The organism is Actinomadura livida, from assembly GCF_014648675.1.
GTDB classification, from domain to species: Bacteria; Actinomycetota; Actinomycetes; order Streptosporangiales; family Streptosporangiaceae; genus Spirillospora; species Spirillospora livida.
In genome coordinates this window covers 202,647-226,519 of sequence record NZ_BMRO01000008.1, presented here as the reverse complement: position 1 = coordinate 226,519, position 23,873 = coordinate 202,647, and the positions used below count along the sequence as shown (strand labels likewise).

The window sequence follows — 23,873 nt, the reverse complement described above, 5'->3', positions numbered from 1 at the left end:
GACGCCGAGGTGAGCACGATCCTCGTCAGGCGCAAGGAGCGCCGCAAACCGCCGCCGGCCCCCAAAGGGGAACTGCTGCTGGAGTCCCCGCCGGAGATCCCGGAGACGCAGAGCGGCGGCCTGCAGAACGTGCTCATGTACATGCCCATGGCCGTGATGCCGCTCATGATGGGCCTGATGCTCCTCGGCGGCGGCACCCGGAGCCCGATCATGATGATCGGCAGCGGTGGCATGGCGCTGGCGATGGGCGCCATGATGGTCGGGCAGCTCGGCCGCGGCTCCGGCGAGCGCAAGTTCAAGCTGAACGGGGCCCGCCGAGACTACTTCCGCTACCTCGGCCAGGCGCGCCGCAAGGTGCGCCGCGCGGCCGATCAGCAGCGCGAGTCGCTGGAGTGGAACAGCCCCGCCCCGGACTCGCTGTGGTCGCTGGTGATGAGCGCCCGGATCTGGGAGCGCCGCCCGTCCGACGCCGACTTCGGGAACGTGCGGATCGGCGCCGGGCCGCAGAAGCTCGCCGTGCAGCTGATCCCGCCGGAGACCCGCCCGGTGGAGGACCTGGAGCCGATGACGGCGGGGGCGCTGCGCCGCTTCGTCCGGGCGCACTCGACGGTGCCGAACCTGCCGGTGTCGGTGTCGCTGCCGTCGTTCGCGCGCATCCTGCCGATGGGCGACCTGGACGCGGCTCGCTCGATGGTCCGGTCCATGCTGGCGCAGCTCACCGCGTTCCACTCCCCCGACGACATGCGGGTCAGCGTGTGCGCGTCGCCCGAGGCCATGCCCCACTGGGACTGGGTCAAGTGGCTGCCGCACGCGATGCACCCGACGCTGACCGACGCGGCGGGCCCCGTCCGCCTGATGACCGGCACCCTCTCCGACCTGGAGCGGCTGCTCGGGAACGAGCTGAAGGACCGGGCGCGGTTCACCCCCGGCCTGCAGCAGAGCGACCTGCCGTACCACGTGGTGGTCATGGACGGCGGAGCCGTCACGCCCGACTCGCAGATCGGCTCGGACGGCATCGAGGGCGTGTGCGTCATCGACCTCACCGGCCATGTCGCGCCGACCCCCGACAGCACCATGTTGCGGCTGCGGGTCGCGCCCGGCAAGATGGCGATGCTGCGCCGCGACCGCACCGGCAAGGACGTGCCGAACTCCCTCGGCCGGCCCGACCAGTTCAGCTACGTCCAGGCCGACGGGCTCGCCCGGCAGCTCGCCCCGCTGCGGGCCAGCACCGCCGCGGACCCGGAGATGGACGCCCTCTCGTCGGCCACGACGCTGACGACGCTGCTCGGCGTCCCCGACCCGGCCCGGCTCGACCCCCGGCAGGCGTGGCAGCCGCGGGCGCCGCGGAACCGGCTGCGGGTGCCGGTCGGCCTGGACTCCGAGGGCCGCCCGATCGAGCTCGACATCAAGGAGGCCGCGCAGGGCGGTTACGGCCCGCACGGGCTGTGCATCGGCGCGACCGGCTCCGGTAAGTCGGAGCTCCTGCGGACGCTGGTGCTCGGACTGGCCATGACGCACTCGTCGGAGGTGCTGAACTTCGTCCTCGTCGACTTCAAGGGCGGCGCGACCTTCCTCGGCATGGACGGCCTCCAGCACGTGTCGGCCATCATCACGAACCTGGAGGACGAGCTGCCGCTCGTCGACCGCATGTACGACGCGCTGCACGGCGAGATGGTGCGCCGGCAGGAGTGGCTGCGCGCCGCCGGCAACTACGCCTCGCTGCGCGACTACGAGAAGGCCCGCGAGCAGGGCGCGGCGCTGAAGCCGATGCCGACGCTGTTCGTCGTGCTGGACGAGTTCTCCGAGCTGCTCTCCGCCAAGCCCGACTTCGCCGAGCTGTTCGTGATGATCGGACGGCTCGGCCGCTCGCTCGGCGTCCACCTGCTGCTCGCGTCGCAGCGGCTGGAGGAGGGCAAGCTTCGCGGCCTGGACACGCACCTGTCCTACCGGATCGGCCTCCGGACGTTCTCCTCGGCGGAGTCGCGGGTCGTCCTCGGGGTGCCCGACGCCTATGAGCTGCCCCAGGCGCCCGGCAACGGCTACCTGAAGATCGGGACCGAGACGATGACGCGGTTCCGCGCCGCGTACGTCTCCGGCGCGTACAAGCCGGAGGAGGGCGACGCGCAGGAGTCCCGGCAGGGACCGCGGCAGCTCGCGCAGATCGTGCCGTTCACCCCGGCGTACGTCCGGCCGCAGATCCAGGAGGAGTCGCAGCAGGAGCAGCGGCAGGGCGACCGGGAGGACCAGGGCCCGCAGATCAGCCTGTTCGACCTCGTCGTCCGGCAGCTCGCCGGGCACGGGCCGCCGCCGCACCCGATCTGGCTTCCGCCGCTGTCGGAGCCGACCACCCTCGACCAGGTGCTGCCGCAGCTGCAGCAGACGCCGGAGTACGGCTTCACCACCGCGGGCTGGGACGGCCGGGGCCGGCTGCACGCGTTCGCGGGCATCGTCGACAAGCCGTTCGACCAGCGCCGCGACCCGATGTGGCTGGACCTGTCCGGCGCCGCCGGGCACGTCGGCATCGCCGGCAACCCGCAGGCGGGCAAGTCGACCGTGCTGCGGACGGTCATCACCTCGCTGGCGCTCATGCACACGCCGCAGGAGGTGCAGTTCTACTGCCTGGACTTCGGCGGCGGCGCGCTCGCGCCGCTGGCGGACCTGCCGCACGTCGGCGGGGTCGCCAGCCGGCTGGACCCCGACCGCGTCCGGCGCACGGTCGCCGAGGTGTCCGGGCTGCTGGAGTCGCGGGAGCGCTTCTTCACCGAGCGCGGCATCGACTCGATCGGCACCTACCGGCGGATGCGGGCCGAGGGGCAGATCGCCGGGGACGGCTTCGGCGACGTGTTCCTCGTCGTCGACAACTGGCTGACCGTCCGGCAGGAGTTCGAGGCGATCGAGGGGACGATCACCGACCTGGCCGCGCGCGGCCTCGGCTACGGCATCCACGTCATCGCCGCGACGAACAAGTGGTCGGAGTTCCGGCTGACGATCCGCGACCTGTTCGGGACGCGGCTGGAGCTGAAGCTGGGCGACCCGTACGAGTCGGAGATGGACCGCAAGCTCGCCGCGAACGTCCCCGAGGGGCGTCCGGGCCGCGGGATCACCCGCGAGGGCCTCCACTTCCTCGGCGCGCTGCCGCGGATCGACGGCCGGCCGACCGCGGACGACCTCGCCGACGGCGTCCGGCACATGGTGGAGACGATCAAGGCCGGCTGGCAGGGGCGGCCGCCCGCGCCGCCCGTCCGGATGCTCCCGGACCTGCTGCCGCACACGCAGCTGCCCGCCGTCACCGAGACCGGCAAGCGCATCCCGATCGGTATCGACGAGGACACCCTGTCGCCCGTCCTGCTGGACTTCGAGAACGACCCGCACTTCGTCGTGCTCGGCGACAACGAGTGCGGAAAGTCCAACCTGCTGCGGCTCATCGTCGAGTCGATCAAGGCCAGGTACACCACCGACGATGCCCGGATCATCATGCTCGACTACCGCCGGGCCCTGCTCGACTCGGCGGAGAGCGACCACGTCATCGGGTTCGCCGCGTCGTCGACGGCCGCGAACGGGCTGATGAAGGACGTCCACGGCGCCCTGGTGAACCGGCTCCCGCCGTCGGACCTGACCCCCGACCAGCTGCGCAACCGGTCGTGGTGGAGCGGGTCGGAGCTGTTCCTGGTCGTGGACGACTACGACCTGGTCGCGACGCCGTCCGGCAACCCGCTCGCGCAGCTCGCCGAGCTGCTGCCGCAGGCCCGCGACATCGGCATGCACCTGATCATCTCGCGCACGATGGGCGGGGCGGGACGCGCCATGTTCGACCCGATCCTGCAGCGGCTGAAGGACATGGCCAGCCCGGCGCTGATCATGTCGGGCAACAAGGACGAGGGCAACCTGTTCGACGTCCGGCCGAGCCCGCTGCCGGTCGGCCGCGGCACCCAGGCCGACCGCCGCGCCGGCAAGCGCCTCATCCAGACCGCCTTCTACGAGCAGTGAGCCGGGCGGCGGAGCGCCCGCGCGGACGCTCCGCCGCCCAGCCCGTCAGTCCCGGCCGTCAGTCCCGGCCGTCAGTCCCGGCCGTCAGTCCCGGCCGTCAGTCCCGGCCGTCAGTCCCGGCCGTCAGTCCCGGCCGTCAGTCCCGGCCGTCAGTCCCGGCCGTCAGTCCCGGTCCTCGGCGGGGACGGTCGCGCGTCCCGGCCGCCAGCCGCGGCTGCGTCCGAGGGGGATGACGGCGCCGCCGAACGCGACGAGGACGGCGGTCCCGAGGGCGCCGCCCGCGATGGCGAGACCCATGCCGCGGGTGCGGTGGTCGACGGGCTCCGGCTTCGCGATGGGGACGGCCCCGCCCATCGGCCGCGTGCCGGCCGCGCCGGGCTTGGCGGCCGGATCGACCAGCGCGGACACCGCCTGCAGCGGGCTGATCATGCCGTGCCCGCTGCCCTGCCCGTTACCGCCCTCGGCGGTGATCAGGATCCGGTCGATGACCTGCTGGTAGGTCAGCTTGGGATGCCGGGCGCGGACCAGCGCGGCCACGCCGGACGCGTAGGGGGCGCCGAAGCTCGTGCCCTGCAGGCCGCCCACGTACCCGTCGCCGAGGGTCGAGATGACGTTCTGCCCGGGGGCCGACACGTCGACCCGGGTCTTGAGGTTGGAGAAGTTCGCGATGGTCCCGGCCTCGTCCACCGCGGCGACGGACAGCACGCCCTTGTAGCTCGCCGGATAGGACGCGCTCTCCTTGCCGCGCTGGTCCTGGGCGACGTTGCCGGCCGACGCGACGATCAGGGCGTCCTTCCGCTGCGCCTTCCGGACCGCGAGGCGCAGCGCCGGTGTGTCCGGGGCGTCCGCCGACACGTTGATCACCTTGGCGCCCTGGTCGGCGGCCCAGGTGATGGCCTTGGGCAGCATCGTGTTGTCGTTCGTGCTCTGCCCGCTGGACCACTTGGCGTTCAGTAGCCTGACCTGCGGTGCGACCCCTACGAACGGGATGTTCTCGGCGCGCATGTCGCTCGCCGCGATGATCCCGGCGACCTGCGTGCCGTGCCCGATGCAGTCGTCGGCCGTGGTCTTCGTCGCGTCGAAACTCGCCGCGACCTTGTTCCGGAGCTGCGGGTGGCCGGTGTCGATGCCGCTGTCGACGACCGCGACGGTCACGCCCTTGCCCCGGGTGATCGGCCACGCCTGCTCGAAGTCCAGCCGCCGCTGCGCCCACGGCTCCACGGTGATGGCCGACGCGGGCTGCCCGGCCGGTTTGTTGCACTCCGGCTTGGGCGGTGGCGGTGTCCGCCGTTCCGGCTTCTTGCTGGGGGTCGGCGCCGCCAGCGGGCGGTCCGCCGGGGCCACCGGGGCGGCGGCCACCGCCGGAGCGAACACCAGAACGGACGTCAGGGCCAGGCCGCCGGTCCCCGCTGCGAGTCGCCCTCCGCGCATGCCTCGTCTCTCCTGCCGTTTGCGAACCCAACGACTGTAATCGATCCGCGCCGAGTGGAGGGAGCCGTCCCCGTCGCCGCGCGCTCTCCGCCGCGGGAGGGCGGGCAGGGTTTACCATCTGGCGGGTGCACTCGAATGAACCGGTTCCTCCTCCCGAAGGGATCGGCGGGGGACGGCGCGGGTCGGCGCGGCGCTGGCTGGTGCCCGCGTGTGCGCTTGGGGTGCTGGCCGTCCTCGTCCCGGTCCTGTGGGTGACGGGCGGGCTCAAGGAGAAGCCGACGCAGCCGGTGAAGACGGCCGGGACGGCGCTGAACCTCGGCCTGTTCACGGTGACCGTCCGGGACGCGCGGATCGGGCTGGTCAAGGAGGGCTTCGGGGACGCGCAGGAACGCTTTCTCATCGTCCGGATGAGCGTGGAGAACAAGGGCAAGGAGACCGAGCCGCTCGGCATCGGCGGCCTCGGCGATGGCGTGGTCGCGCTGACGAGGACCGGTAAATGGGTGCAGCCCGAGCGGGTCGAGGGCGTCGCCGGGGGCGCCGATACGGACGTCGTGCAGCCGGGGCTGCCGGTCGAGGCGTCCGCCATGTGGAAGATGGGCCCGGCGGACTCCCCCGAGAAGCTCACCGTGGGCCTGCGGGCATGGAAGTACGAGCACGGCTTCACCGACGAGGACTTCAACTGGATCGTCCAGCGTGAGGGCGGCGCCCTCGTCGGGCGCCTCACCCTGGCGGTGGCGCCCATGAGCGTGGCGCCCCGGCCTCCGCAGGGGACGCCGCCCTCCCCGAGAGCGACCGTGAGCGGCTCATGAACGTGCGGCAGGTGCTCCTTAAAGGCGGTGCCGGGCTCGGCGGGGCGGTCCTGCTCGCCGGAGCGATGTGGCTGCACTCGCTCATACCGGAGCTCAGGGCCACGGAGCTGGACCCGATCCGGGACGGCGGCAAGGTCGGCGAAGAGGTCCGCAACCGCGACTTCAGCGTGCGGGTGGAGAAGGTGGAGGCGGCGCGGTCACTCGCACCGAGCCTCTCGCTCGGCGACCCGCCACCGGTCGGAACCGAGGGGATCTACCTCGTCGTCCGGTTCACGGCGACGAGCCATCGCGAGCCCCTGGAGCTGAGGACGGCGCAACTGGAGACCCCCGGCGGCTACGTCTATCGGGAAGGTCCCCGGCCGGGCGCTACGTCCGCCGGGGCCCAGCCGACGTTCCAGCCCTTGATCTGGACGTCCGCGGCGTACGTGTTCGAGCTGCCGAAGCAGCGCCTGGAGGGGGCGCACCTCGTCGTCGGGCCGGGCGGGCTGCTGCCGCAGCTGTCCGCGGAGGCGGACATCGACCTCGGAATCACCCGTGAACGGGCGAACGAGCTGGTCCAGGGCGCCGCCCAGGGATACGACCTCAAGGCGGGCACCCCATGACGGTCGCGGATACTTCGCCCGACCTGTTCCCCCCGATCCCGCCCGAGCCGGCCGCGGCGCGGGAGCCCAAGCTGCGTCCCCTGGAGAGGCGGATCATCCAGGCGGTCGCGCTGCTCTGCGCCGTCTCCGGGCTCCTCGCCGTGCAATGGGTGGACGAGAAGAACAACGTCGAGAAGAACCTGAAGCCGCCGGAGAAGGTCGTCAGCGTGCAGCCCGAGACGGTCGGCGAGTTCCTCGGCGCGCGGTGGATGGCGCTGAAGCGGGAGACCGCTCAGCCGCTGGCGAGCGGTGCGCCGCAGGGCGACGTGACGGAGCTGCGGTTCACGGTCGGCGTCCGCCCGGACGACGCCGCGGCCGCGAAGCTGGTCGGGGGGTACGGCCTCGGCTACCGGTTCGTCGACGGCGAGGGCCGCCACTGGTCCGCCGACGGCACGGTCGTCGGCGCCCGGCGGCCGCAGCCGGGCGTCTCGTCCCTGATCACCGTCAAGGGGACGGTGCCCCGCGCGAAGGCGGACGCGCTGAAGCTGGAGATACAGGCGCCGAAGGCGTCGCGGAAGGCGGGGGACCCGCTGCTTTCGCTGCGTTTCGAGCGGTGACCCTCGCCATGACCAGGTTGAACGCCGCCGCCAGCAGGCAGACGCGCAGGATCTCGAAGACCAGCCCCGCCGCGAACCCGACGAACGGCAGCACCTGGATCCACCACGTCACCTCGTGCGGGCCGATCACCTCGTAGGCGAGGCGGCGGGTGGCCTCCTCGCCCACGTCCAGGCCGGCGAACAGCACGCAGAACGTGGCGAACGGCATCATCCCGGACCGGCGGACGAGCCGCAGCCCGAACCAGGCGGGCAGCCACATCTCCCGGAAGCCGCGGGTGAGGATCTCCCGGGCGCTGTTCACCCGCTCGATCCCGCCGGCCCGCGCCAGCCGCCGCGCCGCCCGGCCGCGGCCGAGCACGACCCGCTCGTCCCCGGCGTCCAGGCCGAGGATCACGCCCGCGATCACCAGCAGGATCAGCGCGCCGAGCACCGCGTCCTTGAACGGCGGCCACAGGCCGAGGACGGGGCCGGCGGCGTCCGTGACCCACGCCCACGCCTGCCGCGCGGTGAGCCACTCGGTCACCGTGCGGCGCAGGTGGTCGACGGTGAAGATGCCGAACAGCGCGAACTGGACCTCCAGGAAGGCGACGAGCGCGCCGACGGAGCGCGGGAGCCGCTCCTCCAGCCGCCATTCCGCCGCCACCTTCATCACGAAGAGCCCCGCGGTGAGGCCGATCGCGAGCCCGACGTGCTTTTCCAGCGACAGCAGCAGCTCCATGGCCTCGAGCTGCCCCTGGAGGCCGCCCTCGCTGAGGCCGCGGCTCGCGGCCTGCCCGGCGAACTCCCGGGCGTCCTCGGCCTGCCTGCCCCACGCCAGGTAGAAGATCACGAACGGGAGGGCGGCGCGGCCCATCGCGCCGACGACCGACTCCTCGTTGCCGACCGCCCACGGCGTCAGCTCGCCGTCGGACTCGCGGGCGTGCACGACGTCCAGGCCCTCGCGGACGCTGTGCACCATCAGCACCGTGACCGCCAGCGTGATCACCACCAGCAGGCCGATGGTGGCGATCGGCGCGATCGTCGCGGCCGTGCCCTTCATCGAGCCGAGCCGGTACCCGCCGTACATCACGCCGTGGCGCAGCAGCTCGCCGACCGTGAACCACAGGGCGAGCGGGAGGACGAAGCGGCCCGCGAGCTTCAGCATGGCCCACGGGAGCAGCAGCGGCGACCGCCGGGACAGTCCTAACATCGCGCTGATCGTACCGACCCGCCGCACCTGGAGGTGCTTTCCCCCTATGTCCCGGAAACGACGGACCCCGCCGTCCGCGTGCTGCGAACGGCGGGGTCCCGAAGCGGCCCGGAGGCCGGGTCAGATCGCGACCTCCAGGCCGGCGACCTCGCCGGTCCGGGCCGTGACGGTGTTGTCGACGCTCACGCCGCCGGCCGCCAGGACGCGCACGGTCCAGTCGCCGTCGGCGGCGAAGAACCGGAACACGCCCTCGTCGCCGGTGACCACCTCGGCGGTGAACTCGCCGGTCGAGTCGAGCAGGCGGGCGTAGGCACTGCACACCGGGGCGCCGTCACGGGTGACGGTGCCCTGGATGACGGCCTCGTTGGTGAGGTCGACGGTCGCCGGAAGATGCGCCGTCTGCTCGGGCGCTGCGCAGCCCTGGGTCATTGCTCCTCCATCTCCGTGGGCACGGAAGATCTCTGCCGCCGGGTGGCGGGGCCGGTGGTTGCTCGGCCGGTGGTTGCTCGGCCGCTGGTTGCTCGGCCGCTGGTTGCTCGGCCGCTGGTTGCTCGGCCGCTGGTTGCTCGGCCGCTGGTTACTCGGCCGCTGGTTACTTGGGGGCGCCGAGCTCGATCGGGACGCCGATGAGCGAGCCGTACTCGGTCCAGGAACCGTCGTAGTTCTTCACATTCTCCAGCCCGAGCAGCTCGCGCAGCGCGAACCAGGTGTGCGAGGAGCGCTCGCCGATGCGGCAGTAGGCGATGGTGTCCTTGCTCAGGTCCACGCCGGCCTCGGTGTAGAGCTTCCGGAGCTCCTCGTCGGACTTGAACGTGCCGTCGTCGTTGGCCGCCTTCGACCACGGGATGCTGCGCGCGGTCGGGACGTGCCCGGCCCGCTGCGACTGCTCCTGCGGCAGGTGCGCCGGGGCGAGCAGCTTGCCGCTGAACTCGTCCGGGGACCGGACGTCGATCAGGTTCTTCTTGCCGATCGCGTCCACGACCTCGTCGCGGTAGGCGCGGATCGACAGGTCCTGGTCCTCGGCCTTGTAGTCGGTCGCGGGACGCGACGGGACGTCGGTCACCAGCTCGCGGGACTCCAGCTCCCACTTCTTGCGGCCGCCGTCGAGCAGCTTCACCTTGTCGTGGCCGTACAGCTTGAAGTACCAGTACGCGTAGGCGGCGAACCAGTTGTTGTTGCCGCCGTACAGGATCACCGTGTCGTCGTTGGCGATGCCCTTGGCGGACAGCAGCTGCTCGAACCCGGTCTTGTCGATGAAGTCGCGGCGGACCGGGTCCTGCAGTTCGGTCTTCCAGTCGATCTTCACGGCGCCACGGATGTGGCCCTTGTCGTAGGCGGAAACGTCCTCGTCGACCTCGACGAGAACCAGACCGGGTGCGTCCAGGTTGGACTCAACCCAGTCGGTGTCCACCAGGACGTCTGAGCGGCTCATGCCGGAACCTCCCTTTCGGAACGAAATTTCGCAGTGATACGTCGCAGTAGCGGGTGGATCTCGCAGCCGAGGCAGAACCCGAACGCCGCGTTCAGGAACGCCGCCGCCAGCGCGAGGGCGGTGGCACCGATGCCGAGCCAGGTGGCGCCCGTCACGTATCCGACCGTTCCCACCAGGGCGAACGCCATTCCTACCCCCTGCGCGAAGCGGGGTGCGGCGGCGTCCTCCAGTTCCCTGGGCGGGGCGAGCCGGGGCCGTATCAGCGCCTTGAACGCCAGTCCGTACGGGGCGTACCGGAGACCGAAGAGGGTCGCGACGGCGAACACGACGGCCTGCGCGGCGAGCAGCGCCCAGCTTCCGGTCGCCAGCACCACGACCAGGACGATCGTCGTGACGGCCGCGCCGAAGCGGGGCCCACGCGGGTCAACCTGCATCGGGGTGCTCCTGGCGGAGTGGAAGCGTGCGTACGAGCTGGAAGTGGAAGGGCTCGGGGGCGGCGGATGGGCTCGAATGCCTCAGGCCGTACGACAGAGCGAAGCGGCCAGGCGGCAGAAGTCGACCGCGCGGCGCTTCGTGAGCATCTGCTCTGTCAAGTCACGCACACCCGAGATAGTAATCCGACAATCCACGTACTGTCACCTCCGTCTCGCGCTCCGAGACAGTGATGTTCGTCTAACCGCAGGTCATCCAAGCGGCGCTCAAGGGATGACCTCCCCCTGCTTGCTGGCCTCGCTACGCTCGGCGGGCACGGCCGCCTCGTGCGGCGACTTCCCTCGTCGCTCTGGTCGTCCGTCCCTCACTCCCGCCGCTCCTCAGTCCAGTCGCCGCACGGCCGTGCCCAGGACCGCGATGACGTCGGGCTTGCGGGGGGCGCCGGTGGCGCGGCGGATGATGCGGCCCGTGTCGTCCAGGACGAAGACCGTCGGGGTCCGGACGACGTTGAGGCGGCGGACGAGGTCCAGGTGCGACTCGGCGTCGAGTTCCACGTGGGCGACTCCGTCCACCATCCCGGCGACCTCTCCCAGGACGCGGCGGGTGGCCCGGCACGGGGCGCAGAAGGCGCTGGAGAACTGCAGCAGGGTCGCCTTCTCGCCGAGCTCGGCTCCCAGGTCGTCCGGCCGGATGATGTCGTCCACCTCGTCTCCGCTTCCCCGGCGCGGGCGCAGCACGCCGGAACGGCGCCGCCACAGCAGCCCGAACACCATGGTGGCGACCAGCACCGTCGCCGCTACCCATAGACCCGTCATCGTCAGCGACAACCGCTTCGGACGCCCGGTTCTTCCGCGGGCTCCGATCGCCGCGTCGTCAAGGGGGAGCGTCAGGTGGGGATCGTGAGGAGCGGCTGCCCGTCCAGGCCGACGATCTCGAACGAGAACAGCTGCCCCCGCGGGAACATCGTGGAGCCGCGGTACTCGCCGTAGCCCTCGTCGTACGGGACGTACCAGCTCCCGAGCGCGTCCCGCCGGCCGTCCCGCGCGATCACGAGCATCCGGCAGTGCGACCCCTTCGGGACGCCCGCCAGGTGCAGCTCGACCTCGGTGCCCCACTGCTTCCTCCGCAGCAGCACGTATCCCTTGATGTTGGTCGCGGGGTTCTCGGCGGCGATCCGCTCGACGTCGCCGCCGGAGGCGGACGGCGCCGGGGACGGCGGGGCGGACGAGGAGGGCGGCGCCGCGGTCTCCTCCGCGCCGAACGGCAGCAGGAAGCCGCCGAACAGGGCGCCGACGGCCAGCAGCAGGCACGCCGCGGCGGCGAGCGGGGCCCAGCGGGCGGCGCGCCGGCCCCGCGGCCAGGGCCGGCGCCGCCGTTCGGCCGCGCGGGTCAGCAGGCCGTCCAGCAGTTCGGGCGGCGGCCCGGCGAGCTGGTCGAGCTGCGACTCCTCGACCCGCCCGAGCATCGCGGGCAGGCCGGCCAGCCCGGCGAGCTCGTCCCGGCAGGCGGGGCAGTCCGCCAGATGGGCCTCCACCTGGGAGCGCTCGCCCGAGTCGAGCGCGCCGAGCACGTACGACCCGAGCGCGTTGCGCACTTCCGAGCAGCCGTTCACGGCGCCATCCCCCGCTCCTCCAATGCGAGTTTGAGCGCCCGCAGTGCGTAATAGGTGCGGGACTTCACCGTGCCGGGCGGGATGCCCAGCGTCTTCGCGGTCTCGGCGACCGACCGGCCCCGGTAGTAGGTCTCCACCAGGACCGCCCGGTGCGGCGGGCTCAGCCCGGCCAGCGCCTCGGCGACCGTCCAGGACTCCAGCGCCCGGTCGATGTCGTCGGAGCCGGACGCGGTCATCACGAGCTGCTCGTCGATCCACGTCTCCGGGGGCCGCGCGCGCTTGGCGCGATGCGCGTCCACCACCAGGTTCCGCGCGACCGTGAACAGCCACGGCCGGACGGGACGTCCCGCTAGCGCCTCGGGGTGCTTCCAGGCGCGCAGCAGCGTCTCCTGCACGACGTCTTCGGCCTGCGTTCTGTCCCCACCGGTCAGCCGGAGGACGTACCCGAAGAGCGGACCTCCGTGCTCGCTGTACAGGGCGCGCAGCAACCCCTCATCCGCGGTGGGACCCACACCACTGACACGTACGCCCGGCCATGCCGGTTCACGCGCCCCGGATCATTTCTGCACCTGCTGGAGGTCGTTCAGCTTGACGTTCTGGGCCGTGGCGCCGACGCGGACCCCGCCCTCCGTCGCCCGGACCTCGCTGATCTTGGCGCCGAGGGGCAGCGCGGGGACCTGCACGGTCCAGGTGAGCTGGCGCTTCAGCGCCGCCAGCGGGATCTGCGGCCCGCCGTCCGACTTGACCGACACCGGGCTGACCGCGATGCCGCGGGCGGTCGGCTTGAGCTCGACGACGCCGCTGCCGGCCAGCCGGAAGCCGAGCAGGCTGCCCTCGAGGTCGACCGCGAGGTTGTCGCCCTGCGGGGCGAGCCGCTTGACCTCGCGCGGCGCGTTCTTCTGGATCAGCGAGTACGGGACGACGGCGGACACGGTCGCCGTCCGCGCGGTGACGTTCGCGGTGTTGCCGCCGGCGACCTCCGACAGCGGCGCGGCCACGCCCCGCATGTCGACCCGGACGTCGGTGACGGTCACGCCCTGCTCCGTCCAGTCGCCGATGGCGATCTCGATGTGGTCGTACTCGCCGCCGACGACCTGGGTGAGGAAGGGGATGCCGTGGATCGTGACGTCCGGCTGCCGCGTCAGGTCGGTCTGCGCCGCGACCTCCTGGGCGATCCGGTCCTCCGCGATCCGCACGCCGATCCTGTCCGCGGCCACGACTCCCACGACCGCAAGGAGCAGCAGCACCACGAGTACTTTCCGCATGTATCTCCTTCAACCAGCGACATACGGTCGCCACACCATATGCGCGGATACCGCACAGCGCGTCACACCGGCGGATGACCTGAAAGTTCGGAAAATCATCCCATTGTGATATCAACCACCGGCGAAAGGCGGCAGAACCTCCACAACGCCGCCCTCGGGCAGCTCCACCGACTCGTGCGGCCGGCTCCCGACCGGGTCACCGTCGATGAGGAACGAACTGCGCGCGACGACCCGCCGGAACTCGTCCCCGCGCCCGTCCCGCGAGGTCGCGGCGGTGAGCGCGGCGGCCAGCGTGCCGGCGTCGTACGGCTCCTCGTGCGTGCCCGCGGCGGCCTTCGCGGCCGCCCAGTACCGCATCGTCCCCTTGGCCATGTCCCCAATCTCTCATTTCCGGTGGGTTACCGTCCCGACCCGGCCACCCCCTTGGCTGCCGGGCACACTCCGTTATGCTCGGGGGTGAGGGATCCGGGCAACGAGGCCATGGAGTTCATCCGAATACCTCTCATGGCCGCCTCGTCCTCGAGCCGTCGGCCGTGCCGGGGCTTGAGGGTGAGCCGCCTGGATCCTACGTGTTTGTGGACGGGAGGCGGCATTTGAGCGGCTTGCTCTTGCTGACCAACGCGCTGGAACCCTCTGACGAGGTCCTGCCCGCGCTCGGGCTTCTTCTGCACTCCGTGCGCGTGGCGCCCGCCGAGGCGTCCGCCCTGATCGACGCTCCACCCGCGGACATCGTCCTGGTGGACGCGCGCCGCGACCTCGTCCAGGCCAAGAGCCTGTGCCGGCTGCTGCGGACCACCGGGCTCGACTGCCCGCTCCTCGCCATCGTCACCGAGGGCGGTCTCGCCGCCCTCAGCCCGGAATGGGGCCTGGACGACGTGCTGCTCCAGTCCGCCGGCCCCGCCGAGGTCGAGGCCCGGCTGCGGCTAGCCGTGGGCCGCGCCGCCGCCGGCGAGGCCGAGGAGGTCCCCGGCGAGATCCGCAGCGGCGACCTCACGATCGACGAGGCCACCTACACCGCCCGCCTCCGCGGCCGGATCCTCGACCTGACCTTCAAAGAGTTCGAGCTGCTGAAGTACCTCGCCCAGCACCCGGGCCGCGTCTTCACCCGCGCCCAGCTCCTCCAGGAGGTCTGGGGCTACGACTACTTCGGCGGCACCCGCACCGTGGACGTGCACGTCCGGCGGCTGCGCGCCAAGCTCGGCGCCGAGTACGAGTCCCTCATCGGAACGGTCCGTAACGTCGGCTACCGCTTCGTCCCCGACCACCGCCCCGGCGGCGACGCCGAAGAGAAGACCCCCGTCAGAACCTGATCGCACAGCGAGCCCCAGGGCGAGACGGAGCGATGCAGCGATCGCGCGCAGTTTCCGTTGAAGGAGGACCCCCAGGGCCCGACGCCGAGGGAACTGCTAACCAAATCGTCCGGTGATGTAGTCCTCGGTGGCTTTCTGGTCCGGGTTCGTGAAGATCTTGCTGGTGTCGTCGATCTCGATGAGCTTGCCCGGCTTGCCGGTTCCGGCGATGTTGAAGAAGGCGGTGCGGTCGCTGACCCGGGCGGCCTGCTGCATGTTGTGCGTGACGATGACGATCGTGTACTGCGCCTTCAGCTTGTCGATGAGGTCCTCGATTGCGAGGGTGGAGATGGGGTCGAGCGCGGAGCACGGCTCGTCCATCAGGAGGACCTGGGGCTGGACGGCGATGGCACGGGCGATGCAGAGGCGCTGCTGCTGGCCGCCGGACAGGCCGGCGCCGGGCTTGCCCAGGCGGTCCTTGACCTCGTTCCACAGGTTGGCGCCCTTGAGCGACTCCTCGACGATGTCGTCCAGCTGGCTCTTGCGGCGCACCCCGTTCAGCTTCAGGCCCGCGGCCACGTTGTCGTAGATGGACATCGTGGGGAAGGGGTTGGGGCGCTGGAACACCATGCCGACGAGGCGGCGGACGGCGACCGGGTCGACGGACGCGTCGTAGAGGTCCTCGTCGTCCAGCATGACCTTGCCCTCGACGCGGGCGCCCGGGATGACCTCGTGCATCCGGTTGAGCGTGCGCAGGAACGTGGACTTGCCGCAGCCGGACGGCCCGATGAACGCCGTCACCGAGCGCGGCTCGATCGTCATCGAGATGTCCTCGATGGCGTGGACCGCGCCGTAGAAGGCGTGCAGCCCGGAGATGTCGATCCGCTTGGCCATGGGGTCGGTGGTCCTCTCTCTTCAGGTCGGGGCGGGCGGTCAGCGGCTCTTGGCCGCGGTGCGCCGGGCGACCAGCCGGGCGACCAGGTTGAGCAGCATGATGATCCCGATCAGGACGAGCGCGCCGGTCCAGGCGCGGTCGATCGAGTTCTGGTTGGGGTCGGCGGCCTGCTCCCAGATGAACGTGGGCAGCGACGCCTGCGGGCCGTTGAACGGGTCGTTGTTGATCGCCTTGGTGAAGAAGATCGTCAGCAGCAGCGGCGCGGTCTCCCCCATCACGCGGGCGACGGCCAGCATCACGCCGGTCACCATCCCGGTGAGCGCGGTCGGCAGGACGACGAAGCAGACCGTCCGCCAGCGCGGCACGCCGAGCGCGTAGGACGCCTCGCGCAGGTCGTTGGGGACGAGCTTGAGCATCTCCTCGGCGGCCCGCGTCACGGTCGGGATCATCAGGATCGTCAGGGACAGCGCCCCGGCGAGCCCGGAGTAGTCGAACCCGAGCGTCAGCAGCCACAGCGCGAGGACGAACAGGCCCGCCACGATCGACGGGATGCCCATCATGACGTCCACGGTGAAGCTGATGATCTTGCCGAGCCGGCCGCCGCCGGCGTACTCCACCAGGTAGATGGCGGTCAGGATGGACAGCGGGACGGCGATCGCGCTGCAGATCGCGACCTGCTGCAGGGTGCCGACGATGGCGTGGTAGGCGCCGCCGCCCGGGTCGCTGCCGCTGACCGCGTTCATCGAGAACTGGAAGAACGTGGGGTCGAGGCGTTCGAGGCCGTTGACGACGACCGTCCACAGCACCGCCACCAGCGGGACGACCGCCAGCGCGAACGCCAGGTAGACCAGGCCCTGGATGCTCCGGTCCTTGACCTTCCGGCCGAGCGAGACCGACGTCAGGCTCGCGCCCTCGCCGGTGGTGGAGAAGGTGGTCACACGAACTCCTTCCGCCGTGCGACGACGGCGCGGGCCGCCATGTTGACCAGCAGGGTGATGACGAAGAGGACGAGGCCCGAGGCGATGAGGGCGCCGCGGCCGGTCTCGGTGGCCTCGGCGAAGCTGTTGGCGATGTTCGCCGCGAAGGTCGAGCCGCCGTTCTCCAGGATGTGCCAGTTGATCCCCGGCACGAAGGTCAGCACCATCGCGACCGCGATCGTCTCGCCCATCGCGCGGCCGAGGCCGAGCATCGAGGCGCCGATCATGCCGGACCGGCCGTACGGCAGCACCGACAGCCGGATCATCTCCCAGCGGGTGGCGCCGAGCGCCAGCGCGGCCTCGATGTTGGGCCGCGGGACCTGCAGGAACACCTCGCGTGAGATGGACGAGATGATCGGCAGGATCATGATGGCCAGCACCACCGAGCCCGTGAAGATCGAGTTCTTGCCGGGGCTGTCGCCGCCGAACAGCGGGAACCAGCCGAGCGCGGCGTTGAGGAACCCGCTGACCTTGTCCATGTGCTGGGCCAGGAAGATCAGCCCCCACAGCCCGTACACGATGCTGGGGACGGCCGCGAGCAGGTCGACGATGTAGCCGAGCCCGGACGCCAGGCGCCGCGGCGAGTAGAACGAGATGAACAGCGCGATGCCGATCGCGACGGGCGTCGCCATGAGCATCGCCAGCAGCGAGGACAGCGCCGTCCCGAACGCGAGCTGCGCGATGCCGAACCGCGGCGGCTGCGCGTTCGGGTTCCACTCCTCGGTGGTGAGGAAGCCCGCCTCGTTCTCCCGCAGCGCGGGGATCGCCTTCCAGACGAGGAAGGCCGCGATCGCGGCGACGATCACCAGCACGGTGATGCCCGAGCCGCGGGCCGCGCCCGCGAAGATCCGGTCGCCGGCGCGGCCGGTGCTCATGGCGGTGCCGGCGGCGCCTGCCCGGGTTCCGGCGCGGGCCTCGACGCCGGTCTCGGTGGTCATGGGGGTGCCTCCTTCGATCACGTCCGCGGAACCCGGGGCGGCCCCGCCGCGGGACCCCTTCCTGGGGCCGCCGGCGGCGGGGCTGCGGGTGGTGTCGTCCGGTGTCAGGACAGGGCCTTCACGGACGCCTGGACCTTCGTCAGCACGCTCTGCGGGATGGGCGCGTAGCCGTGCTCGGTGAGGATCTTCTGGCCGTCCGCGCTGGAGGTGTAGGCCAGGAAGGACTTGACGAACTCGGCCTGCTCGGCCGGCAGTCCCTTCTCACACGCGATCTCGTACGTGACCAGGACGATCGGGTAGGCGCCCGGCTCCTTGGTCGTGTAGTCGATCTCCAGCGCGACGTCGTTGCCGGTGCCGGTGACCTTCGCCCCGGCGACGGCCTTGGACGCGCTGTCCGGCGACAGCTCGGTGAACTCGCCGGCGCCGTTCTTCACGTGCGCGGTCTGCAGCTTGTTGTTCGTCGCGTACGACATCTCCACGTAGGAGATGGCGCCCTCGGTGCTCTTCACCTGGCTGGTGACGCCGTCGGACTTCGCGGCGCCCTGGCCGGTGGAGTTCGGCCACTTCTTGGCGGACTCCCACGTCCAGACGTCCGGGACGGTCTTGTTCAGGTACTCGGTGAAGTTGTCGGTGGTGCCCGACTCGTCCGACCGGTAGACCGGCTTGATCTCCGACGAGGGGAGCTGCGCGCCCTCGTTCTCCCCGGCGATCGCGGGATCGTTCCAGGTCTTGACCTTGCCGGAGAAGATCTTCGCGATCGTCTCGGGCGACAGCTTCAGCCCGTCCACGCCCGGGACGTTGTAGACCACGGCGACGGGGCCGACGACCATCGGCAGGTTCAGCGCCGGGCTGCCCTGGCAGCGCTGCCGCGCCGTACCCGCTTCTTCCTCGTCGAGCGCCGAGTCCGAGCCGGCGAAGGCGACCTGGCCGCTGGTGAACGCCTGGATGCCCGCCCCCGACCCGCTCGGGTTGTAGTTGAGGTTGGCGCCGGCGCATTCGGCCGCGTAGAGCTTCGTCCACTCCTCGATGGCGTTCTTCTGCGCGCTCGACCCGGCCGCGTTGATGCTGCCCTTCGCGCAGTCGATGGTGCCGGAGGGGGCGCTGCCCGGGCTCGTCGTGGTGTTGGCGTCGCTTCCGCAGGCGGTGAGGGCCAGCGCCCCCGCGACGACCACGCCGCCCAGAGCGGCAAGTCGGGAACGGTTCTTCACCGGAGGGTCTCCTCTTAGTTCGTCAGCGGGTCCCCCGGCCCGGTCCTGGCCCGCTCGCCAGCGCCGGGGTTCGCCGTCGGATTTGACGCTAAGCAGGCGAGGTGACCAGCCGCCCTGATCCAGGTGAACGGAGGATGAACGAGGATGACCAGACCCGCGAAGAATGCCCCGATTTGCCGTGTACGCCGGGTTAACAGCGCAGCTCAGGCCGTTAAAGTCCAGGTCGATTCGAGGTCATGCGGAAACGGAGACCTGACCGCGGGGCAACGAGCGCTCGGTCAGGACGCAGTGCTGTACATGACGTCCACGGCGTAGCGGGTGAAGCCCAGCGACTCGTAGAGCCGGACGGCTGCGGTGTTGGATTCGTCCACGTAGAGCATGATCTGTTCGACACCGGAGTCGCGCAGATGACGCAGCCCCACCAGCGTGAGGGCGCGCCCCAGCCCGAGGCCCTGCGCGTCGGGGTCGACGCCGACGACGTAGACCTCGCCGATGCCGCCCGGGTGGGTCTTGGTCCAGTGGAAGCCGGCGAGGCGGCCGTCCCGCTCGGCGAGGAAGAAGCCCGCCGGGTCGAACCAGCTCTCACCCTCGCGGTCGTGGACGTCCTCGATCGTCCACGCGCCCTGTTCGGGGTGGTCGGCGAAGGCGCGGGAGTTGACGTCGAGCCACGCCCGCTCGTCCGCGCCCGGCTTGAACGTGCGAATGGTGACCCCTGGGGCGACCCGGGGCTCCGGCAGCGGATCGGCCGCCGGGCGCCGCATCTGGAGGAGCACCCGGACGCGGGTCATGCCCTCGGCGGCGGCCAGCGCGGCGGCGGCGGGCAGGTCGCCGTGCGCCCAGACGCGGAGGGGGCCGCCCGCCTCGGCGCGCAGCGCCCGCAGCAGCGCCCGGCCGTGGCCGCGGCGCCGGTGCTCCGGATGGACGACGAGCTCCCCGGCCGCGGGCTCCCCGTCGGCCGCCGGGTCGAGATGCGCGTACGCGACGATCCCGCCGTCGGAGATCGCCATCCCGGTGCGGCCGCCGCGCAGCGCGAGCAGCGAGTGCTCCGACAGCGGCCCGACGCCGTCGGCCTCCGCCGCCGCCCCGGCCAGCTCCAGCGCCTCGGTGATCTCAGCGTCCCCAAGCGTCCCGCGTGCTCGCAGCTCACTCACGACCAACACCCTAACCGCGAGCCTGATCAAGTTGTCACAGAAACGTCACCGGGCCGCCGGGAACCGTATGCCGGACGCGCTTACCGTCCGCTGCATGACTCGACGACGCACCATCCTGGCGTGCGCCGCGGCCGGGCTGACGGTCATCGCGCTGACCGCGCAACCCGCCGCCGCACGGCCCGCACCTACAGCGTCTTCTCACTTCCGGGGGGGCGACCCCCCAAGCCCCCCGGCAACAGCCTCTGTGAAACTACTGGCCCTGAACGACTTCCACGGCAACCTGGAACCGCCCTCCGGCAGCTCAGGGCGCGCCATCAACGAGAACGGCGAGACCGTGGACGCCGGCGGCGCCGCCTACGTCGCCGCCCACATGAAGCGGCTGCGGGACCGCCACACCCTCACCGTCGCCCAGGGCGACCTCATCGGGGCCACGCCGCTGATCTCCGCCGCGTACCACGACGAGCCCTCGGTGCAGTTCCTCGGCGACATCGGCGTCACCGCGTCCGCGGTCGGGAACCACGAGTTCGACGAGGGCTACCGGGAGCTGCTGCGCATCCAGCACGGCGGGTGCCACCCCGAGGACGGCTGCTCCCCCGAGGGCAAGTGGCGCGGCGCGAAGTTCGACTACCTCTCCGCCAACGTGCTGAAGAAGCAGGGCCACTGGAAGCGCCCCCTCCTGAAGCCGTGGACGATCCGCCACGTCAACGGCGTCCGCGTCGGCTTCATCGGCGTCGTCACCAAGACCACGCCGAGCATCGTCACCGCGGAGGGCATCAAGGGCCTGGAGTTCCAGGACGAGGTCGAGGCCGCGAACCGCGCCGCCCGCGAGCTGAAGCGCCGCAACGTCCGCGCGATGGTCCTGCTCGTCCACGAGGGCGACCAGGTGAACGCGGGCCAGCGGCCCGACGCGTGCGGTGTCGTCCCCGGCGCGGGGTCGCGCATCGCCGAGGAGGCCGACCCGGAGATCGACGTGGTGCTGTCCGGGCACACCCACCAGCAGTACGTCTGCTCGGTCCAGGACCCGAAGGGCCAGCCGCGGCTGTTCTCGTCCGGCTCCTCCTTCGGCCGGGTGATCACCGAGGTGAACCTCAAGGTGAACCGGCGCACCGGTGACATCGTCCGGTCCTCGCTGCGCGGCGACAACCACGTCGTGACCCGCGACGTGCCGCCGGACCCGAAGACCGAGCGGTTCGTCCAGACCTGGAAGGACCGCGTCGCCGACATCGCGAACCGGCCCATCGGCAACATCACCGCCGACATCACCCGCGCGCCGTCCCCCTCCGGCGAGACCGCGCTCGGCGACCTCATCGCCGACGCCCAGCTCGCCTCGATGCAGGACCTCGGCGCGCAGGTCGCCCTGATGAACCCGGGAGGCGTGCGCACCGACCTCACCTACGCGGCGAGCGGCGCGGAAGGCGACGGCGTCGTCACCTACGGCGAGGCGTTCGCCGTGCAGCCGTTCAGCAACGTGATGGGCGTCGTCTCGCTCACCGGCGCGCAGCTCGACGCGCTCCTCGAACAGCAGTGGACCGACGCGGGCGAGAAGATCCTCCAGCCCTCGGCCAACCTGAACTTCACCATCACCCGCGCGAACCCGGTCGGCGACCGCGTCTCCGCCATCACCATCGGGGGGGCCCCGATCGACCCGGCCGCCACCTACAAGGTCGCGGCGAACAACTTCCTCCTGGGCGGCGGCGACGGCTTCACCGTCTTCACCGAGGGAACCGACCAGGTCCTGGGCCCGATAGACCTGGACGCCTTCGTGGCCTATTTCCAGGCCCAGGGCACCCTCTCCCCACCACCCCTGAACAGAATCTCCGGCCAGTAAAACCACAGACAACGGCCCGCCGTCCCCCAGACGGCGGGCCGTTTCACGTTTCGAACCGACACCCCCGTGGAGACGACCCCAGCCGACCCCACGGGTCGTGCGGCCGGAGGTCGTGCTGCGACCGGAGGTCGCACGACCCGCCGCACGGGGCGCCGTTTCACGAGACGCGGAGCGGATCGGGAAGCGGTGCGCCGTGCGGACCGGGGGTTCCAGGTGGTCGCCCCCCTGGGCTAGCTACGCGCCGAACAGGTGCACCACGAAGTACACGAGGGCCGCCACTGCCGCCGCCATGGGCATGGTGAGGACCCAGGCGGTGATGATGTTGCCCGCGACGCCCCAGCGGACGGCGGAGAGGCGCTTGGTGGCGCCGACGCCCATGATGCAGGACGTGATCGTGTGCGTGGTGGAGATTGGAGCGTGCCAGATGTACGCGGTCGCGTACAGGATCAGGGAGGCCGTCGATTCCGCGGCGAACCCCTTCGGGGGATCGAGTTCGATGACCCTGCGGCCCAGCGTCCGCATGATCCGCCAGCCGCCGGCGTAGGTGCCGAGGGCCAGGGCGGTCGCACAGGCGAGGATGACCCACAGGGGGACGGTCTCGCCGGTGGCGTGGCCGGTGGTCACAAGGGCGAGGACGATGATGCCCATCGTCTTCTGCGCGTCCTGGAGGCCGTGCCCCAGCGCCATCGACGCCGCCGACAGCGACTGCGCGATGCGGAACCGGCGGCCTACGCGCCCGGGGTTGGCGCGGCGGAAGATCCACAGGATGGCGACCATCACCATGTAGGCGAGGCCGAACCCGGCGATGGGCGAGATCACCATCGGGATGGCGACCTTCTCCACGACGGTGCTCCAGCTCACCGCGGACGCCGACGCGACGCCGGCCCCGACCACGCCGCCGATCAGGGCGTGCGAGGACGACGAGGGCAGCCCGAAGTACCACGTGATCATGTTCCAGGTGATCGCGCCGAGCACGCCGGCGGCGACCACCGTGAGGCCGTGCAGTCCGGTGGGCGGGGTGATGACCTCGCTGACGGTCTTGGCGACCTCGACGCCGAGGAGCGCGCCGATGAGGTTCATCACGGCCGCCATGATCAGCGCGGCCCGGGGTGTCAGCGCCCGGGTGGACACCGATGTCGCGATGGCGTTGGCGGCGTCGTGGAACCCGTTGGTGTAGTCGAAGACCAGGGCGATGACGACGACCAGGATGAGGACGGCGGTCTGCGCGTCCTGCCGCAGGCCGAGCGCCCCGGAGACGACCACCGCCAGGATGCCCACCAGCAGGAACGGCCAGAACCTGGCCGGGCCGCGGCGGACCTGCTCGGCGAGCGTCGGATCGGCCCCCGGCGGGTCCTCCTTGGTGAGGACCGCGCCCACCATCCCGCCTTCGGTGGAGCCGGCAGGGCGCGGGGATCCGGGTGGTTCGTCCCGGACGCTCATGATTCCTTGACCGAGATCGTCTCGACCGTGTTGGCGACGTGCTCGAACGCGTCGGCGGCGTCCTCGAGCCGGTCGATGACCTGCTTCAGCTTCAGCACGGTCAGGGTGTCGTAGTCGCCGTTGAACAGCTGCGCGAGCAGCTTGCGGTAGACCTGGTCGCCCTGGTTCTCGAGCCGGTTGATCTCGATCCAGTACTCGTTGAGCTCCTTCATCGAGCGCAGCCGCGGCATCGCCTCGGCGGTCAGCTCGGCGGCGCGCTCCAGCACCTCCACCATCGCGACGACGCCCTTGGGGAACTCGTCGATCTTGTAGAGGACGACGAGATCGGCTGCCTCTTCCATCTCGTCCATCACGTCGTCGATCGTCGAGGCCAGCCGGTAGATGTCCTCGCGGTCGAAGGGGGTGATGAAGCTTTCGTTGAGCCGACGCATGATCGCGTGGGTGCATTCGTCGCCCGCGTGCTCGCAGGCGCGCATCTTCTCGGCGATGGCCGGCCGGTCGGCGCCGTCGCTGATGAGCTCTACGAGCAACCTGGCGCCGGTGACCAGGTTGTTCGCCGAATCGGCGAACATGTCGTAGAAGCTGTCCTCACGCGGCGTGAGACGCAAGCGCACGTCATTCTCCTGAAGTGCCGGAACAGTCCGCAGAGGATCGTAGGCGCAACCAGCCGTAAAAAGAACCTTTGCCCCAGCTTTGGCTGGTGCCCACCATCCTCTCACCTACGAGATTGCCGTAGATCACCAGGTACCTACCCAGTGTGCAGGTCCCTATCTGCAAGGCGTCGCGCCATCT

At 71.1% G+C, this 23,873-nt stretch carries 24 protein-coding genes; 6 read left to right on the top strand and 18 right to left on the bottom strand.

Annotated elements, in window-relative coordinates; translation table 11 throughout:
- Window positions 1-9: 9 nt before the first annotated feature.
- On the top strand, window positions 10-3,987 hold the full coding sequence (eccCa, locus tag IEZ03_RS20775) for a type VII secretion protein EccCa (RefSeq protein WP_184880503.1): 3,978 nt from the start codon (window positions 10-12) through the stop codon (window positions 3,985-3,987).
- 162 nt (window positions 3,988-4,149) lie between these two features.
- Here eccCa and IEZ03_RS20770 read toward each other — a convergent pair whose 3' ends face one another.
- Window positions 4,150-5,418: a S8 family serine peptidase gene (locus IEZ03_RS20770; protein WP_184880501.1), complete on the bottom strand. Its 1,269-nt coding sequence runs from the start codon at window positions 5,416-5,418 to the stop codon at window positions 4,150-4,152.
- Window positions 5,419-5,543: 125 nt separating this feature from the next.
- Between IEZ03_RS20770 and IEZ03_RS20765 the strand changes: the two genes are divergently transcribed.
- From IEZ03_RS20765 to IEZ03_RS20755, 3 genes are read left to right on the top strand one after another with little or no spacing between them, the layout of a single operon-like run.
- Window positions 5,544-6,227, top strand: coding sequence for a hypothetical protein (locus IEZ03_RS20765; RefSeq protein ID WP_184880499.1), 684 nt, complete (start codon window positions 5,544-5,546; stop codon window positions 6,225-6,227).
- Window positions 6,224-6,829 carry a hypothetical protein gene (locus IEZ03_RS20760; protein ID WP_184880497.1) on the top strand — a complete coding sequence of 202 codons (606 nt, stop codon included), beginning with the start codon at window positions 6,224-6,226 and terminating at the stop codon, window positions 6,827-6,829. Before IEZ03_RS20765 ends, IEZ03_RS20760 begins: the two co-directional genes overlap by 4 nt.
- The gene (locus tag IEZ03_RS20755; RefSeq protein ID WP_184880495.1) at window positions 6,826-7,425 is read left to right on the top strand and encodes a hypothetical protein; all 600 of its coding nucleotides are present in this window, start codon (window positions 6,826-6,828) and stop codon (window positions 7,423-7,425) included. The genes IEZ03_RS20760 and IEZ03_RS20755 overlap by 4 nt, the downstream gene beginning before the upstream one ends.
- Here IEZ03_RS20755 and IEZ03_RS20750 read toward each other — a convergent pair.
- The 10 genes from IEZ03_RS20750 to IEZ03_RS20710 all read right to left on the bottom strand — a co-directional run bounded on the left by IEZ03_RS20750 (window position 7,313) and on the right by IEZ03_RS20710 (window position 13,727).
- Window positions 7,313-8,614, bottom strand: a complete 1,302-nt coding sequence (locus IEZ03_RS20750; protein WP_184880493.1) for a hypothetical protein — start codon at window positions 8,612-8,614, stop codon at window positions 7,313-7,315. The genes IEZ03_RS20755 and IEZ03_RS20750 overlap by 113 nt on opposite strands.
- A gap of 120 nt (window positions 8,615-8,734) precedes the next feature.
- Window positions 8,735-9,043: a DUF1416 domain-containing protein gene (locus IEZ03_RS20745; RefSeq protein ID WP_132046521.1), complete on the bottom strand. Its 309-nt coding sequence runs from the start codon at window positions 9,041-9,043 to the stop codon at window positions 8,735-8,737.
- A 163-nt stretch (window positions 9,044-9,206) separates the two neighbouring features.
- Window positions 9,207-10,046, bottom strand: a complete 840-nt coding sequence (locus IEZ03_RS20740; RefSeq protein WP_184880491.1) for a sulfurtransferase — start codon at window positions 10,044-10,046, stop codon at window positions 9,207-9,209.
- The gene (locus tag IEZ03_RS20735; protein ID WP_184880489.1) at window positions 10,043-10,480 is read right to left on the bottom strand and encodes a DUF4395 domain-containing protein; all 438 of its coding nucleotides are present in this window, start codon (window positions 10,478-10,480) and stop codon (window positions 10,043-10,045) included. The genes IEZ03_RS20740 and IEZ03_RS20735 overlap by 4 nt, the downstream gene beginning before the upstream one ends.
- Window positions 10,481-10,561: 81 nt before the next feature.
- The gene (locus IEZ03_RS38870; protein WP_373293669.1) at window positions 10,562-10,627 is read right to left on the bottom strand and encodes a putative leader peptide; all 66 of its coding nucleotides are present in this window, start codon (window positions 10,625-10,627) and stop codon (window positions 10,562-10,564) included.
- Between the two features lie 231 nt (window positions 10,628-10,858).
- Window positions 10,859-11,293 (bottom strand): TlpA family protein disulfide reductase, encoded by a 435-nt coding sequence (locus tag IEZ03_RS20730; protein ID WP_184880487.1) that lies wholly within the window; start codon window positions 11,291-11,293, stop codon window positions 10,859-10,861.
- A 71-nt stretch (window positions 11,294-11,364) separates the two neighbouring features.
- Window positions 11,365-12,090, bottom strand: coding sequence for an anti-sigma factor family protein (locus IEZ03_RS20725; RefSeq protein WP_184880485.1), 726 nt, complete (start codon window positions 12,088-12,090; stop codon window positions 11,365-11,367).
- Window positions 12,087-12,578 (bottom strand): sigma-70 family RNA polymerase sigma factor, encoded by a 492-nt coding sequence (locus tag IEZ03_RS20720; protein WP_221480560.1) that lies wholly within the window; start codon window positions 12,576-12,578, stop codon window positions 12,087-12,089. Before IEZ03_RS20720 ends, IEZ03_RS20725 begins: the two co-directional genes overlap by 4 nt.
- Window positions 12,579-12,647: 69 nt before the next feature.
- On the bottom strand, window positions 12,648-13,355 hold the full coding sequence (locus IEZ03_RS20715) for an LmeA family phospholipid-binding protein (RefSeq protein ID WP_184880483.1): 708 nt from the start codon (window positions 13,353-13,355) through the stop codon (window positions 12,648-12,650).
- 111 nt (window positions 13,356-13,466) lie between these two features.
- Window positions 13,467-13,727 carry a MoaD/ThiS family protein gene (locus tag IEZ03_RS20710; protein WP_184880482.1) on the bottom strand — a complete coding sequence of 87 codons (261 nt, stop codon included), beginning with the start codon at window positions 13,725-13,727 and terminating at the stop codon, window positions 13,467-13,469.
- 221 nt (window positions 13,728-13,948) lie between these two features.
- Between IEZ03_RS20710 and IEZ03_RS20705 the strand changes: the two genes are divergently transcribed.
- Entirely contained in the window at window positions 13,949-14,665 is a 717-nt protein-coding gene (locus IEZ03_RS20705; protein WP_184880480.1) for a response regulator transcription factor, read from the top strand.
- A 96-nt stretch (window positions 14,666-14,761) separates the two neighbouring features.
- On the opposite strand, the gene pstB is transcribed toward IEZ03_RS20705, so the two are convergent.
- The 5 genes from pstB to mshD form a co-directional block, all read right to left on the bottom strand.
- Window positions 14,762-15,538, bottom strand: a complete 777-nt coding sequence (pstB, locus tag IEZ03_RS20700) for a phosphate ABC transporter ATP-binding protein PstB (protein WP_184880478.1) — start codon at window positions 15,536-15,538, stop codon at window positions 14,762-14,764.
- A gap of 39 nt (window positions 15,539-15,577) precedes the next feature.
- On the bottom strand, window positions 15,578-16,477 hold the full coding sequence (gene pstA / locus IEZ03_RS20695) for a phosphate ABC transporter permease PstA (RefSeq protein ID WP_184880476.1): 900 nt from the start codon (window positions 16,475-16,477) through the stop codon (window positions 15,578-15,580).
- On the bottom strand, window positions 16,474-17,454 hold the full coding sequence (pstC, locus tag IEZ03_RS20690) for a phosphate ABC transporter permease subunit PstC (protein WP_184880475.1): 981 nt from the start codon (window positions 17,452-17,454) through the stop codon (window positions 16,474-16,476). Before pstC ends, pstA begins: the two co-directional genes overlap by 4 nt.
- Before the next feature lie 104 nt (window positions 17,455-17,558).
- Window positions 17,559-18,662, bottom strand: a complete 1,104-nt coding sequence (gene pstS, locus IEZ03_RS20685) for a phosphate ABC transporter substrate-binding protein PstS (protein WP_184880473.1) — start codon at window positions 18,660-18,662, stop codon at window positions 17,559-17,561.
- A 278-nt stretch (window positions 18,663-18,940) separates the two neighbouring features.
- Entirely contained in the window at window positions 18,941-19,804 is an 864-nt protein-coding gene (gene mshD, locus IEZ03_RS20680; protein ID WP_221481067.1) for a mycothiol synthase, read from the bottom strand.
- A 253-nt stretch (window positions 19,805-20,057) separates the two neighbouring features.
- Here mshD and IEZ03_RS20675 point away from each other — a divergent pair, with 253 nt between their 5' ends.
- The gene (locus tag IEZ03_RS20675; RefSeq protein ID WP_229808432.1) at window positions 20,058-21,641 is read left to right on the top strand and encodes a bifunctional metallophosphatase/5'-nucleotidase; all 1,584 of its coding nucleotides are present in this window, start codon (window positions 20,058-20,060) and stop codon (window positions 21,639-21,641) included.
- A gap of 234 nt (window positions 21,642-21,875) precedes the next feature.
- On the opposite strand, the gene IEZ03_RS20670 is transcribed toward IEZ03_RS20675, so the two are convergent.
- Window positions 21,876-23,021, bottom strand: a complete 1,146-nt coding sequence (locus tag IEZ03_RS20670) for an inorganic phosphate transporter (protein ID WP_184890337.1) — start codon at window positions 23,019-23,021, stop codon at window positions 21,876-21,878.
- Window positions 23,022-23,077: 56 nt separating this feature from the next.
- Complete coding sequence (locus IEZ03_RS20665; RefSeq protein WP_184880448.1) at window positions 23,078-23,695, bottom strand: DUF47 domain-containing protein; 618 nt, start codon at window positions 23,693-23,695, stop codon at window positions 23,078-23,080.
- Window positions 23,696-23,873 lie beyond the last annotated feature (178 nt).

Excerpts from the sequence above, each read along its gene's own strand:
- IEZ03_RS20715 (WP_184880483.1), bottom strand. The coding sequence starts at position 13,355 with ATGCGGAAAGTACTCGTGGTGCTGCTGCTCCTTGCGGTCGTGGGAGTC.
- pstC (WP_184880475.1), bottom strand. The coding sequence starts at position 17,454 with ATGACCACCGAGACCGGCGTCGAGGCCCGCGCCGGAACCCGGGCAGGC.
- IEZ03_RS20710 (WP_184880482.1), bottom strand. The coding sequence starts at position 13,727 with ATGGCCAAGGGGACGATGCGGTACTGGGCGGCCGCGAAGGCCGCCGCG.
- IEZ03_RS20745 (WP_132046521.1), bottom strand. The coding sequence starts at position 9,043 with ATGACCCAGGGCTGCGCAGCGCCCGAGCAGACGGCGCATCTTCCGGCG.
- IEZ03_RS20740 (WP_184880491.1), bottom strand. The coding sequence starts at position 10,046 with ATGAGCCGCTCAGACGTCCTGGTGGACACCGACTGGGTTGAGTCCAAC.
- IEZ03_RS20755 (WP_184880495.1), top strand. The coding sequence starts at position 6,826 with ATGACGGTCGCGGATACTTCGCCCGACCTGTTCCCCCCGATCCCGCCC.
- IEZ03_RS20760 (WP_184880497.1), top strand. The coding sequence starts at position 6,224 with ATGAACGTGCGGCAGGTGCTCCTTAAAGGCGGTGCCGGGCTCGGCGGG.
- IEZ03_RS20770 (WP_184880501.1), bottom strand. The coding sequence starts at position 5,418 with ATGCGCGGAGGGCGACTCGCAGCGGGGACCGGCGGCCTGGCCCTGACG.
- IEZ03_RS20735 (WP_184880489.1), bottom strand. The coding sequence starts at position 10,480 with ATGCAGGTTGACCCGCGTGGGCCCCGCTTCGGCGCGGCCGTCACGACG.
- pstB (WP_184880478.1), bottom strand. The coding sequence starts at position 15,538 with ATGGCCAAGCGGATCGACATCTCCGGGCTGCACGCCTTCTACGGCGCG.
- IEZ03_RS20670 (WP_184890337.1), bottom strand. The coding sequence starts at position 23,021 with ATGGTGGGCGCGGTCCTCACCAAGGAGGACCCGCCGGGGGCCGATCCG.
- IEZ03_RS20750 (WP_184880493.1), bottom strand. The coding sequence starts at position 8,614 with ATGTTAGGACTGTCCCGGCGGTCGCCGCTGCTGCTCCCGTGGGCCATG.
- IEZ03_RS20730 (WP_184880487.1), bottom strand. The coding sequence starts at position 11,293 with ATGACGGGTCTATGGGTAGCGGCGACGGTGCTGGTCGCCACCATGGTG.